We start from the raw sequence: 15,077 nt of genomic DNA on the forward strand, positions 1-15,077 counted from the left end.
ACATTGGAAAAATAAAAAGCAAAGCCTTTTGGCTCCACCAAACCAAAATTCATCTCTCACCTATTGTCGTGCTATGTTCTTCACACGCTTGAGGAAGGAGAATTCTTTCGGGAAATACGTTAAATTATAAGTACATTCGACAACAATCAATTATTTTCTAAAAAACAATTCCACATCTTTATCAACTCATTTTAGAATATTTAAACAATAATTATATATACATTCCCTGCATAAATTATTCATTTTCTTTTATATAACACCTATTTTTTTACTTCTGATAAATTATTAAACATTGGATTATTATACACAACCCCTAAAACATGGGGTATTTTGTAGAATTTTGTCTATCGATATGTATGTACACCCTTTTGTAGTGGATATAGACTGTGTGGTGTAAGGAGATACCTTACAAAATAATAAAAAGGAGATTATAGAATGAGTAGATTAACAAAATTCTCAAAGTTAGCATTTGCAACTTTAATCGCGGGAAGTAGTTTAAGTACCTTTGTTTCGTCGCACAGTGTACAAGCTGACACCTTAGATCCTAATTACCAAGACAATGTAAAATTCATACCACCTTCTAGTGCTAGGCCAGCATTGGAACAAAAAAACACTATTGTTCCCGAATCAAAAGTTATTAAAAATCATTATGTAAAGTACTCTAAAGCACATTTCCAAACTAAAGAAAGTATACCAAAAGAGATTTATTATTCTTCAGAAGGCTTTAAGGGCTATATACAGGCAAGTACCGTTTGGGATATGGGAGATCATTTCACAACACTATATTCCGGAACTGTTATTCGATGTTAGACTTTTAATCCCTTCTCTCTTAATGCTTATAATGATCAATAGCTCACTGCCAATACTGTAATGTCTATTGTTCATAAAATAAACCACAAAATCTTTCGATTTCATGGTTTATCAAATATAAAGATAATGCTAAACGAATACTCTAACATTACCTTCCCCAAAGTTAATTATAGAGTATTTTCAAAAAAAAGACACTCTTGTAGTGTCTTTTTTATAGTATTTTTAAAGAATCACGCCTACTAACACCTTATTGTTGTGGCTATTCATTTATTTCAATATGATACTTTTCCATCTCGTATATGCAATAGACAATGATAGCTAAACTCCAACTGACACTATAATAATTATGTGTGTAGAAGTCATATCCCGCCTTAATGCCTTTCTCTATTACAACAAATGTAAATCCTAAAGCCACCCATTTGTTAATTTTCATCTTAATAAACGTTAAAGAGATAATTATTAAAAATAAAATATTTGTAAGATGATTTATCATTAGCTCATATTTTTGAATGTATACTGCCATCATACAAGCAACGATATTAGTCGCAATGCCAAAGGCAATCATCGCTCCCCAAACCCTGTCCGAAAGTCCCACTCCTGAGTCAGTCCCTTCCTAAACAAAATTCCTTTTCCTTAATTAGTTCCTACACCCTATTCAAGATATGCTAAATTATCCTTGTCTGATGAATATCTATTTATCTTTTCATATAGAGCAAACAAAATCTCGACTCATAATTTTTTCTTTATTAGGCAAACTATGTCTAAGCCGTTTGAACTAGCGGCTTCACTCTTCTGGTAATGGGATAGCACAATTTATTGAATTGACTAACTCATTCAACCCACTAGCACCGGCAGGCAACAAAATAGTTGTCTGCCATTTTTATCATTTCTAAGCGCCGTTTAACATCATATAAATAGTGTTAACCATGTTAATTGAATATTAGTAATAGTAAGTATAAATATTATCAATTTACTATATATTACATATATGTAAAAATGGATGTATGTTAAGCTTTTTCAAAATCTTTCCCCTAATAAAGATTTGAAGTAGCATTTCATGATTCTCCTTACTGTTAATATGCCTTGAAAAAGAACCCTATAGGGTTCTTTTTCTTCTCATTATAACCTCAGTAAGTCCATACAAAAAGGACTGCTAATTACCTGCAGCCCTTTACACATTAATATACACTTGTATTAAATACTTAACACTTTATTGTATTAGGCATTCATACATACTAAACATGCCATTATCATTTAGACATATAACACTTTAAAGTTTAGAAGTATACAATAACAAATCGTTCCCAGCTTCCAGCTACATAACTAGTAGCTGTTAATTCTCTACCACCATTTGCTGATATATACCTGCCATTACTGAGTGCTTGTAATACATATATCCTATTGTCTCCACCATTATATAAGATAAACTTTTCCCATGCCCCAATTGATGTACGATCTGCTACTACTCTACCATTTGGCTCAAACGAAACATATTTCCCATTACTTTTGGCTTTTAAAGCGTACGTATATAATTCTCCAGTCGGAATTAATTCGAATTTCTCCCATTCATTAACAGCATTACGATTTGCTATTACATTTCCCAAAGGCTCAGCAGAAACATATTGTAAATTTGCTGCCTGTATAGCAACTGTCCAACTTCCATTAAATAAATTCACGCCTTTTAGTGAACCTGCTTTTGATAGATTTGCTGCCGATACATCATTCGATGGTGTAATCATCAATATCATTAAAACCATCGGCAACATCATTAAAACTAACTTTTTTGAGATTGTATTACCACTTGCACGTGTTATGAACCTCTTCATTTCCATTCCTCCCTTAATATACATAGAACTCATATACATCATACCAAATATGTAAAATATTGTAACAAAAGAGAGGTTTTATCAATAAATACCTTACTATTCTGTTTCTTTTTTCTCAAATCTATATCACTTAAACATGCATCAATTCTCAAGCATATTTTTAAAATCCCTCCCTGATAAACAAATATAGCAGTTGATAGCAAGGAGAGTGTATACAAAAGAGAGAGTATTTTCATTTCACTTTTCTTTAAATAAAAGCCAAATAGCCGTTCATAATGAACGACTATTTGCATCTAACTAATAATTAGAATGTTCTTCATATTAATCTATTTTGTTTAATCCCGTTGAAGTAACTTGATAGATTCTTTTTTTGCCTATATATTCTTGTTTATTATTCTCAAAGTTAATAAGTGTAGCGCGTGTCTTTTCCTTTACTGCTTCCCCTTCTATATGGGTCAACTCAATGTAATCTCCCACTTTTACCGGCACGGTTTGACTTTCAGCAGTTTGTTGACTATTTCCCACTATATCCTTATTGTATACAACACTACCGGTTGAATTCTTTACTGTAATACTTGCATACGTATTATTAAAGTAAGAATGTGGTACGCCTGCTTCTAAATTCACCTGCATTTTCTCTGTTGTCCTATTATAATCAACTTTTGCGATTTCTCTATCACTATATCCTTTTAAAGACCACCCAAAATGATTTCCATCTAAAACTGTTGTTTCTGGCATTTTTTCTACTTTCTTCAAGCCTTCTTTTGTAACTTCGTATATGACTTTTTTTCCAAAGCTCTCTTGTTTACTATTATCTACATTTGTGAGAGTAGCTCTATGCACACCTTCTAGATGTGTTAACTCAATATAATCTCCTAATTTGACTGAAACTTTTTGCGATTCAGCATTTTGTTGTTTATTTCCATAAATGTCTTTATTGTATACTACTTTTCCTGATGCATTTTGGACTTTAATACTCGCATATGTTTCATTAAAATAATGATGCGGTACGCCTGCTTTTAAGTCCACTTGCATTTCTTCTGTCGATTTATTGAAATTAATTTTAGCAAACTCAAAATCACTAATTCCTTTTAGGGACCATGCAAACTGCTTTCCTTCTAAAATACTAGAAGAGTTCGGTATATCTGAATTAAAACCTAAGTTATCTAATATAGTTTTTAAATCAGGTAAAACACCTATTCTATCATTCCACGGATCTTGAGATTTTGTTCCTGTATTCGGATTACTTAAGATATTTCTTAATTCTACTGGTGTATAAGGAGAGCCTCGATGTTCTTTAGCAATACCTTGTATCGAAGTTGCTGCTCCAGCAATAATTGGTGAAGCACTTGATGTTCCACTAAATGTTGATGTATATAAATTTGTAGTATTTTGACTTGGATTTGCTGATGTTGTATCAACATTTTCTCCCCATCCATATACATCTAATCGACTTCCATAATTTGAAAACCATAAACGTTTATGTGGAACAGTTGATGATCCCGCCCCAACCATAATAGCACCTGAATCCTTGAAGTCTGGACTATTTCGATTTAAGATCTTTTTTCCATTACGATCTTTAAAATTATCTAAGTCGTTTGAACCATTTGCGCCAGCTTCTATAATTATAATCCCTTTATCTGCACCAACACGAATTGCATCAAAAATATCTGGATGTACTTCTACAGGTAAATATTTATCCCCATACCCATCATACGAAGCTTGTGCCTCTAATAAAAGAATATCTCCCGCTTGTAAATTATGTACAGCACTTAAAATAGCATCCGCCGTATTATAAATTCCATTATCCCTGATCTGGGATATTACTTTTACATTTGCTTTTGGTGCAATTCCAATATTTCCAATTTGATTATCTTCAGATGAAACAATTCCTAATACAGAAGTACCATGAGCTCTATGCTGGCTTATATTTTGTCCCGACATAAGCTTAATATTTTTATTGACTAAATCCTCATGGTTCAATAACCATCCATATTCCATATCCACAAAAGTTGTACCCTTCCCATCACCACCTTTAATGCTCCAAGCATGCGAGGCATTAATTCCCTTTGGTGCCGCTTCAAGATATCCTTGATTTTTAAATCTAGGATCATCGTACGGATTAACAGATAAATTTGGTAACTGTATTTCAGGGGGTGTCAAAATTTGTTTTTCTTGTATATAAGCCTCCTCTACGAGAGAAGATGTTTCAAATTTTTTCAGTAATAATTCTATTTCTATGTTATTAGGAGCTTGTACAATATAATAATTTAATAAATTATTAGCTGATTCATTAGCAACTGATTTAGATTGTACTGATAACTTTTCAATCTCTATCGGATTTACAGATGAGAACAGACGATTCAAAGTAAGTTCTGTATTTTCGGAAAATAACTGCTTTAAATTGTTATCATAATCCCCATTTTTTATTCGTTTCTCAATACCATCTTCATAAGGTAAGTCAATTTGATTTTTAAACTTTACAATTAATCTTTCTTCCTGTGAATCTCTTTCTTTGTATGTGACATTATTAGATTCAGCGTAAACTTTATTATGAATACTATCATTTTGTAGGATTAGATCTGTTCCTACAAATGTGGTCATTGCAATTGATGAAATTAAAAACCCTTTAAATATGTTCATACTATACCCGCCAATCTATATTCTCTTAAGCATTTTTTAATGCGTATAATGGTTAAGATTTTTATATAATATATAAATCTATAATTTAACTTTTGTATTGAAATCTATGGCTTTATTAATAATCCCATAGAGGTAACCTGATATATTCTTTTCTTTCCCATATACTCCTGTTTACTATTCTCAAGATTAGTAATTGTGGCGCGTGTCTTTTCCTTTTGTGCTTCTCCCTCTATATGAGTAAACTCAATACAATCTCCTACTTTGACTGAAACAGTTTGGCTCTCAGCAGATTGTTGTCTAATTCCTATAATTTCTTTATTGTACAAAATATTACCGGATGAATTCTGGACTTTAATGCTTGCATACGTATTAGTAAAATAAGAATGGGGGATACCCGCTTCTAATTTAATCTGCATTTTTTCTGTTGCTTTGTTATATTCTATTTTCGCGATTTCTCGATCATTATATCCCTTTAATGACCAAGCGAATTGATTTCCATCTAAAACCGTTGTTTCTGGCATTTTCTCTACTTTCTTCAAGCCTTCTTTTGTCACTTGATACCTCGCTGTCTTTCCAATGGTTTCATTTTTGTTATTTTCAAGGTTAGTTAAAGTTGCTCGCGTTTTTTCCTTTGTTGCTTCTCCTTCTATATGGGTAAATTCAATGTAATCCCCTACCTTGACGGGCACAGTTTGGCTTTCAGCATTTTGTTGTTTATTTCCCACAATTTCCTTATTGTACAGAACGTTGCCAGAAGAATTTTGAACCTTAATACTCGCATATGTACTAGCAAAATAGGAATGTGGTACACCTGATTCTAGTTTTACCTTCATCTCTTCTACTGTTTTATCATAATCTACTTTTGCAATTTCTCTATCACTATATCCTTTTAATGACCACGCAAACTTGTTTCCTTCTAAAATTGTTGCTTCTGGCATTTTTTCTACTTTCTTCAGGCCTTCCTTTGTAACTTCGTATATAGCTTTTTTTCCAAAGCTCTCTTGCTTACTATTATCTACATTTGTAAGAGTAGCTCTATGTACACCTTCTAGATGTCTTAACTCTATATAATCGCCTACTTTGACTGGAACTTTTTGCGATTCAGCATTTTGCTGTTTGTTTCCATAAATCTCTTTGTTATAGACCACTTTACCTGATGTGTTTTGCACTTTAATACTTGCATATGTACTATCAAAGTAGTTATGTGGTACACCTGCTTTTAGATCTATTTGCATTTCTTCTGTTGATTTATTTAAATTTACTTTCGCAAATTCAAAATCTCCAATCCCTTTCAACGACCATGCAAATTCATTACCTTCAAAAATGTTTGGAGATTCATTTTTGATTTGTACCTTTTTCTCAACAGTTTGATCAAATATATCCGTTAATACAATTTTTGCATAAGCACTTGTTGGTAATGATATAGATTGACTGATTCCATTTTGATAAGATTTAATATCATCAATTACGCTAATAGGTTGGCCCGTCATATTTTCATTGTTATAAATTTCAATTTTCCCCTTAAATTGCGGTGTACTATTTTCTTTTAGTTTCCAAGATACATTTAATTTTTCATTTTCATAATATATAGATTGGATATCATAATCTAGTTTTCCTATTTCAGGTTGAGTAGGTTGATTTAGCGTGAATATTTTTCCTGCCCCAATAGTAGACTGCGTATTACCTCCTGCTTTGACCCATACATATTCTGAAGTAGCTCCTCCATCATATTGATAAGTATTATCATGCGTTCCAGAAATACTTTGATTATTCCAAGAACTCCATTGTTTATCAACTAATTTTCGGCTATAACCATTTTTCAGGCGCGCTTCTCGAACATTCTGTCCACTATCAGCCCAGTCTTCTTGAAACATTCCTAACCCATGATTAAATGCAACATTAGCAACCGGAAAGTCCATAATTGCAATTTGATGCCATTTATTCTTTGTTACATCTTTCATCCATTGTCCAAATTTAGTATGACCATTTTCTTGCCATGAACGCATTGTCATTGTGTACCAATTGTAGTCTTTCCAACCATAAGTTGTTTGAACCTTCATTCCTGTTCCTTCTCCTCCAAAGGGTCCAGCTTGCGAATTCGGAGATAAGTATTCGGCCTTTATTGCTTCTTTAGAGGAAATTGGATCCCATAAGGCAAAATGTAAAGTACGTTTTCCATTTTCATCGAACCCACTTTGTTGTTGAAAACCAGCATATCCTCCAGCTTCACCACCTGCATTCCAGTTGTGTACAGCCCAGTACGTATAAGGTGGTGTCTGAACTGGTGACCAGTCTATACTAATAATATCTGAGGCAGGTATATTTTTGGGACTCACATAAACTGCTGGAGCAGCTGAATGTGTTGCAGCTTTAGTGTGCAAAATAGACGTTCCAAACATAGAAAACATGCTACATGCTGCGGTCATTATAATAACTTTATTAAATCTTTTCTTCGTTTTCTGACTAATCACTAATCTACATCCTTTTCTAATTTTTATTATTGAATACTAACGTAGTAGAGAAATCTATCAAAATTCAAACAACATCCAGTAATTCTTTAAAATACTGGATGTTGTTCTATCTTTACATCTGATTCTTACATATTAATTGATTGTAATTGCTTTCCATAACGATAGTGCAAATATCCAATTCGGGTCACCATTTCCTTGATGATTTTGAACAGCTTCATACACTGTCCCTTGATGTTCTACTTTATCGCCCTTTGTATATGCCTTCTTTGGATCCCATTTTTCATAAGATACATTTTGATCTTTGGTTTTTACAAGAAGAATTTCACTTTGGATTGATGTATTTCCAGCTGCATCTACAGCCTTCACTGCATATTTATATTCCTTATTAACTGTTAAGTTTTGATCAGTAAACGTCGTTCCTTGTACCGTTTGAATCAATTGTCCATCGCGTAATACCTGATATTCTTTTACACCTACATTATCTGTAGAAGGATTCCATTTTAGCTCTACACTGTTAGAAGTAAGGTTGCTTGCATATAATCCTTGTGGCTGTGTTGGAGCTTCTGTGTCCGGTTTCGGATTAACAATTTGATTTACTTTCTTCAGACCTTCCTTTGTAACTTCGTACATGGCTTTTTTTCCAAAGCTCTCTTGTTTACTATTATCTACATTTGTGAGAGTAGCTCTATGCACACCTTCTAGATGTGTTAACTCAATATAATCTCCTACTTTGACTGAAACTTTTTGCGATTCAGCATTTTGTTGTTTATTTCCATAAATGTCTTTATTGTATACTACTTTCCCTGATGCATTTTGTACTTTAATACTCGCATATGTTTCATTAAAATAATGATGCGGTACGCCTGATTTTAAGTCTACTTGCATTTCTTCTGTCGATTTATTGAAATTAATTTTAGCAAACTCGAAATCACTAATTCCTTTTAGTGACCATGCAAACTGGTTTCCTTCTAAAATATTATTTACATTAGGCATATCTGGTTTAATTGGATTAGAATCCGTACCCTTCCAAATCTCTGCTGTTAAAATTGGATATCCTAATGCAGCTACTTTTTGAATGGTATCGTTATTTGGACGTAATCCCCACTTCTCAAAGAAAGGAATCAAATTTTGTTTGGCTACTTTTGATGCTGAAATCATAAATAATTGTTTTTTATTTTCATCAGTTTGTGGAAGTTCACTTGAAGGCATGTCTCTATACAATTGATGCAATTTAGGATAGAAATCCTCTCCATACGCTAACTGTAGTTGCCAAAGCATAACAAGCTTTACAAAAACATCGCTAATTTCATCATAATTTTTATTCACTTGTTCTAGATATTGAAATGCTTTTGGATAAATTCCACTTTTCTCTAAGTTGGATGGTTGATTAAATGCTTTTTCTACAGAAAGGCTGTATATATTATTTTGTACTTCTGTCATATTATAAAACTTCCAGGGCGATTGTTGTCTCAAATGTCCTGCCTCATGCCAAGGGCCCCAGCCATCTGTTATAAATTTATTAATATCTAACACGTATTGGATTGCATCTCCTACATATGCTGTTCGATAAGAAGTTGCATACATATAATAATCAGGAGAATGATTTTCTTCTACGTAATGAACATAATGTTTATCTACTTGTTCTTCAGATAATCCAGCTACTTTGTCTTGAATTCGAGTAGCTTCATCCATCTTTTTTAAGAGTTGTACAGGATCTGTATTAGAACCCAACAAATATTTCTTAACACGTGCAGGGCTAGCCGTAATTAATACACGTTCTCCTTTTAACTCTACTGCATGTGCATTAGGATACTGGTCCAGCATGTTTATTAAATCTTGTTTCGTATGCTTTCCTAGTTCAAAGAAAGGCGTAGTCGTTCCACCTGTTGTAATTGTTGTTCGAATGCTACCACCTTGTTGTTTATTATAAAAATAAATCATCCCCCCATTTGGAGATTGGATTGTGTTTATACCAGGTTTTAATGTAAATGATTTTATCTTAGAATCTTCTCTCCAAGAAGCATCATACGAATACGTTCCAATATACACCTGAATATCTTGATTACCTTCTACATTAATCGTTATTTGTTCATTTGGCTTTGCATATAAACCAGTTGGTTCATATGGACTAAATGCCATACTTTTTCTTTCCTGTTGTTTCAGTACCTCAACATCCCCTTTTCCTGGGACTGTAAATGTTCTATTTTCTGATTTAACTGATTTTTCACTTTGCAGTGATGTCGATAAATTTTTTTGCTGCTGCGTTTCCTCTGCAAAGACATCTGATGAAGAAATCATTCCAGTCGCAAGCATAGTTACTGTAGCAGTAGCTGCAAGTATTTTTCTAGTTTTATGTTTTGAATTATTCCCCATATTATCTCCCTCATTTTTCCTTAGTACTCTTAAGGATTTTTTGTTTTCTTCTTCATGTTTTTACAATCTAAACTATTCATACTATTTAAGTTGTGTCTATTACTCTATATTTTATATATATATCTCCTTTTCTTTATGTATTATTGTATATAAATGTTATTTGATGACACATTAAATAACAACTTTACGATAAACTCATCGATAACAGCCTATTATGTTTTGATTCTGTATTCTAAACTTCCATCCAATTGGAGAAATATATCCAAATGGAGAAATAAGTAAATAAATTTCAACATTTAAGGGTTGGGATCTCACAAAAAATTCATAAAACTTTTTTCACTTTAAAGGTTTAAACAATTACGACCACATTTTTTTGAAATAAAAAGCATCTAATTCTATTTGAATTAGATGCTTACATTTAGTCCTTAACCCTAACAATCTAAACTATTTATGCGTTTGTAGATCTTTTTTTATTACATCCCAGAGTGAATTATCTTGACGCATCGGTTTACCCTCTTCATCCCATTTTAATTTTCCTGTTCCCAATTCATAATTCATCCCTGTCCATGTGTCTTCACGGAATGCATAGAATGATTTATGCCATCCTTTTTGGTTAAAGATAGAAATAAGATCTTGCATGTATTGGGTAGCACCTGGAACAGTACGGTTAATTCCAAACTCCTCTGCGATAATTCGATTAGATGGTACATGATTTATCTTAGACCTAGGAAACTTTTACGTATAATTTACCTATAGTCCTAAAATTTCTACAATCTGACGAGCTTTAGTATTCTCAATATAATAATGCATCTCTAGTCCTTTTCTTTCTGCACGGAGTACGATTCCTCTTAACTTTGCTAAGTGTTGTGAAACAGTGGATTGTGGAAGTTTTAATATTTCTGTTAACTGTGTAACATTGCACATTTTATGATGTATTAATTCACTTATGATTTTTAATCGAACCGGATGCGCCATTACCTTCAATACATCTACATCTTCTTCACGGATTTTAGCTAGATCATTATTAGATATTACTGTTAACATTTCGCATTCTCCTTTATTATTAATTTCTACTTTCCTATTATCCTTATAAGTAATACTTATAGATAATTACAATTTTTCCTGTTGAGAAAATACATTCTACTCAATACAAAAAGACACCTATTCCGAAAACAGTTTTTTACCGTTCCAATGAATTGGTGTCTTATAATTTTTTACCAGACTCTTTTTATTCATATCATAATCTCTACATAACTTTGAATAATGTTTTCTAAGCAAAAACAATACTTCCACTCCTCGTTTCAAGAAAAATTTAATTGAAATATTTACTTTCTCATATTGCTAAACCTATAAGAACCCTCTACTCATCTCACCTTTTACATCATATATTATTTATTTCTCAACATAAAAACATGGAATTAAAATTCCAATAATGGTAATATAATGGTACCTTCAGTTGTTAACTGTCATCCCTTTTTTTAATCCCTGTCTTTAAAGACAGGGATTTTAAATTTCCTTAACTAAAACTGTCTATTAATTATTAGCCTAAAACTTCAATAAGCTGCCATTATAGTAGAGAGAGGCTTTCATATTTATTCATTCCCCTTTCATGCAAACATGCTATTTTCCGACTCACTTCAATCACATCACGTTTGCTTGAATTGTTAATGAGAGAACTATAAATCAAATATAATTTGGTTATCATAATTAACTTATTTTTCTGAATTTTATTGAAAAATAAATATAATACAATTAAACGAACTGGATACTTTGCTATAATGGTAATATATAACATTAGTAGACTTTTATAGGATGGGGGAATATATAATGATGGTTTCAGCTAAGGGGATTAATGAAATTACAAAGCTATTAAACGATTGGTATCTTGAAATCCGCTCAAGGCGTATAGGTAATGCACATCAATTAAAAGAAATAATTGATTCTAAGATGCATAATATTGAAGTGGATCAAGATTTATTACTCTACTACTCACTACTAGATTTTAGATACCAATTTGTAATTGATAATTTAAGCGTTTCAAAAAGCAGTTTTGACAAAGTTGAGGCTTTTGATATGCCTACAGATAATTTCTTAGCTTATTATTATCACTTTTTCAAAGGGATTCATGCCTCTACTATTGGCAAATACCAAATCGCAAAGGAGAGTTATGAAAAAGCAGAAAAACTTTTAGACTGCATTCCTGATGAATTGGAAAAAGCGGAATTTTATTATAAAGTTGGAGCTTTCCATTATGACATATATCAAGGGCTATTATCTTATAAAAAAGTATCAGAGGCAAGAGAAATCTTTGCTCAACATGCTGGGTATGAGATCAATGTAGCATTCTGTGATAATCTTATAGGCTTAGCTTGTACTCATTTGAGAGAATGGGAACTCGCTGAAGAATATTTCACGAAAGCAATGGATATGTTCCAAAAAATAGACGAAGAACAATTTATTTTAATGGTGCGTCAAAATTTAGGGTTAATGTATGCTACTCAAAATCTTTCGCCATTAGCCATTAGATATCTTTCAGAAGTAAATCAAAAAATGCCTAACAATTATAAGGCTCTTTTTATTGAGGCAAGGGAACACATGAAGGAAGGAAATCACTCCGTTGCCAAAGATCTCATAGCAAAAGGATATTCCGTTTGTCAAGAGATTGAAAATATAGAGTATCTACACCATTTTAAAATATTAGATGCAATGAATGGAGGTTTTCCTGCCGAAGCACTTGAAATGACAGTGTTAAAAGGCGTATCATATTTTAAAGAGCAAGAACTTTTCGAATTCATTAAGGAATACGAAGAATATCTTGCTACTGCATTTTATAAAGAGAATAACCATATTAAAGCAAGTCATTATTTCTATTCATGTTCTCAAGCAGGAAAAAAAGTTATTGAGAAGGAGGCATTAAAATGAAAAAGACAATTCTCGGTTTAGTTGGTGTAATTACTATTTTTACTTTAATGTTTGGTGCCCAATCCCCTACAGAAACACATAAAGCTATTGATGTTATTCAATATGCTCATGGAAATCATGGTGGTTAAGATCTTAATTTAGCGAGGATAAAATCATACAATATGCTCGCGGCCATACTAGCCTAAATAAACAAAGGTCTTCACTTCATTGTGAGGGCTTTTATTTTTATTAATAATAAAAAAAGAATCCTTAGTAAAAGGATTCACTCCAGGAAAATATATAGAATGAGATACATCAATAAAAAGAATTGACTATATTATAATATGGAAATAAACGAAATATATTGAGAAACATAAAATAAGATTGAATATTCTTTCTTTTTAATATAAAATCAATATGAGTCAAGTGACAACATCTCTCTAACTCTTCTAAAAGAATCCTTTATGACATGGGGATTCTTTTGCTTTAGACAAATTATTCTTATTTTAACATTTGTAAAAAAACTTTTCTTACCCAACTACTCAACAAATATAAGTAAGGATTTAATTTTATGAATATTTTTATGATCTAAGTAACAGGTAATAGCCTTCAATATTTGTTGGATGTTATTATCAGAAAATAAATATTCTAAAAAATAAAAAGATGCTCTATCAATACTGTAAGAAGATTTGCTGCTAAACATGCATTTTTTCATTGTACCCTGATCTTTTTAACACTAAAGAATCAAGTATAGATTTATAGCCATGAATTCTTCTATTTGTACATATAATATTCTTTATATCTCTCAAAATTTGTTTTTTTTGTTCGTGTTGATGTTATAGGTGATTTTAATGATTTAGATACTGCTACCTGCTTTGGTGTTTGTAATGTGCCCCGTTTCTTAAGTTCTCTATACAAACTACTCACATTACACCTCAGATTTTTTGCAATAGTTGGATATTCCTCTCCTTGATTAAATAATTGTACTGCTTTTTTACATTTTATGTCCCATTTTTCTTCTGACGTTTGAAATTTTGAGTTCGTTTTTTAACTCTATTTTTTTCTAAATTAATACCCTCTCTTTCTATTTTACATCGCTTGGAAGAATACTGTTTTGCGTCTTCCTTACGCCCGGAATGCTCCTCCTGTAAACGTAACATTTGTACTTTTTTCGCAATTTCTCTCAAGTTAAAGTCACCTCATTTCGTTTAATAAATTCTACCAGTACTTGATCACCCTATTGTCTGTATCCCCCAATCATCGTTTATAAACAAGCTATAAATACTCAAATTCCCCTTATAATAGTTTTCAATCTAATATTTACGGAAAATTATAATCAATTCTATCTTTACATAATTGGAAACTATAGTAAATTGATAATATTGACACAGAATATTCTAAACCTTAATTCATACTATACACATCAATAAACTAATTATTCCCTTTGCTTAAAAAGTCGAAAATATCGTTTTCGCATAGCAAAACACTGTATCCCCTATTCAGAGTCATACAAAACAAAATACTTTATCTATTATAGCTATGGCACAAAGAAAAAGAATGCAGACATGTACTGCACTCTTTTTTAGTAACCTCTATATCAATTTTTCACCACAGTCAGCTCCTCCATTATTAGAAGGACTGAACTTTAAGCTTGTGAATTTATCATTCTGCAGTACATCATCTTTTGCAGCTATATTTAACAACACTCTTTCTATCATCCTATTTCGATGTAGAATTAAATACCTAATACTCCGACAATCTGACATGCCTTGGAATTCACAATATGATAATACATCTCTAATCCTCTTCTTTCTGAGCGAAGAATTTTTCCACGCATTTTAGATAAATGCTGAGATACGGTAGATTGAGGAACATCTAATAGCTCTGTTAACTGTGTTACATTACAAATTTTGTGGTGTTCTAGCTCCTTCACAATTTGTAATCTAACTGGATGGGCCATGATTTTTAATAGTTCTATATCCGCCTCTGGAATTTTGTACATTTCATTACTTACTTGCATTGTTGTCATTTTTTATTTCTCCTTTTTTAATTT

10 protein-coding genes and 2 pseudogenes are annotated in these 15,077 nt (G+C 32.0%); 3 read left to right on the forward strand and 9 right to left on the reverse strand.

The window, feature by feature from the left end:
* The first annotated feature begins 435 nt into the window (after positions 1-435).
* A complete protein-coding gene (locus tag EBQ15_RS18825) occupies positions 436-810 on the forward strand; it encodes a hypothetical protein (RefSeq protein WP_000088951.1) in 375 nt (124 codons plus the stop codon).
* Between the two features lie 259 nt (positions 811-1,069).
* On the opposite strand, the gene EBQ15_RS18830 is transcribed toward EBQ15_RS18825, so the two are convergent.
* The 7 genes and pseudogenes from EBQ15_RS18830 to EBQ15_RS18865 all read right to left on the reverse strand — a co-directional run bounded on the left by EBQ15_RS18830 (position 1,070) and on the right by EBQ15_RS18865 (position 11,167).
* Positions 1,070-1,405: a hypothetical protein gene (locus tag EBQ15_RS18830; protein WP_000524429.1), complete on the reverse strand. Its 336-nt coding sequence runs from the start codon at positions 1,403-1,405 to the stop codon at positions 1,070-1,072.
* Between the two features lie 682 nt (positions 1,406-2,087).
* Positions 2,088-2,636: a fascin domain-containing protein gene (locus tag EBQ15_RS18835; protein ID WP_000819431.1), complete on the reverse strand. Its 549-nt coding sequence runs from the start codon at positions 2,634-2,636 to the stop codon at positions 2,088-2,090.
* Between the two features lie 321 nt (positions 2,637-2,957).
* Positions 2,958-5,279, reverse strand: a complete 2,322-nt coding sequence (locus EBQ15_RS18845) for a putative mucin/carbohydrate-binding domain-containing protein (protein WP_001019975.1) — start codon at positions 5,277-5,279, stop codon at positions 2,958-2,960.
* A gap of 104 nt (positions 5,280-5,383) precedes the next feature.
* The gene (locus EBQ15_RS18850) at positions 5,384-7,750 is read right to left on the reverse strand and encodes a putative mucin/carbohydrate-binding domain-containing protein (protein WP_000625377.1); all 2,367 of its coding nucleotides are present in this window, start codon (positions 7,748-7,750) and stop codon (positions 5,384-5,386) included.
* A 132-nt stretch (positions 7,751-7,882) separates the two neighbouring features.
* The gene (locus EBQ15_RS18855; protein ID WP_000527905.1) at positions 7,883-10,123 is read right to left on the reverse strand and encodes a M60 family metallopeptidase; all 2,241 of its coding nucleotides are present in this window, start codon (positions 10,121-10,123) and stop codon (positions 7,883-7,885) included.
* 444 nt (positions 10,124-10,567) lie between these two features.
* Positions 10,568-10,846, reverse strand: a pseudogene (locus EBQ15_RS18860) (glycoside hydrolase family 5 protein); the annotation flags it as partial.
* Positions 10,847-10,873: 27 nt separating this feature from the next.
* A complete protein-coding gene (locus EBQ15_RS18865) occupies positions 10,874-11,167 on the reverse strand; it encodes an ArsR/SmtB family transcription factor (protein WP_000958632.1) in 294 nt (97 codons plus the stop codon).
* Between the two features lie 783 nt (positions 11,168-11,950).
* On the opposite strand from EBQ15_RS18865, the gene EBQ15_RS18875 reads away from it, so the two are divergent.
* Positions 11,951-13,045 (forward strand): response regulator aspartate phosphatase, encoded by a 1,095-nt coding sequence (locus EBQ15_RS18875; RefSeq protein ID WP_000989765.1) that lies wholly within the window; start codon positions 11,951-11,953, stop codon positions 13,043-13,045.
* The gene (locus tag EBQ15_RS18880) at positions 13,042-13,173 is read left to right on the forward strand and encodes a hypothetical protein (RefSeq protein WP_000751016.1); all 132 of its coding nucleotides are present in this window, start codon (positions 13,042-13,044) and stop codon (positions 13,171-13,173) included. The genes EBQ15_RS18875 and EBQ15_RS18880 overlap by 4 nt, the downstream gene beginning before the upstream one ends.
* Before the next feature lie 625 nt (positions 13,174-13,798).
* Here the strand turns inward: EBQ15_RS18880 and EBQ15_RS18885 are convergent.
* A pseudogene (locus tag EBQ15_RS18885) lies at positions 13,799-14,211 on the reverse strand (hypothetical protein).
* 548 nt (positions 14,212-14,759) lie between these two features.
* On the reverse strand, positions 14,760-15,053 hold the full coding sequence (locus EBQ15_RS18890) for an ArsR/SmtB family transcription factor (protein WP_000210390.1): 294 nt from the start codon (positions 15,051-15,053) through the stop codon (positions 14,760-14,762).
* Between the last annotated feature and the right edge of the window lie 24 nt (positions 15,054-15,077).

It is taken from the genome of Bacillus sp. 2D03 (assembly GCF_003946765.1).
GTDB lineage: Bacteria > Bacillota > Bacilli > Bacillales > Bacillaceae_G > Bacillus_A > Bacillus_A cereus.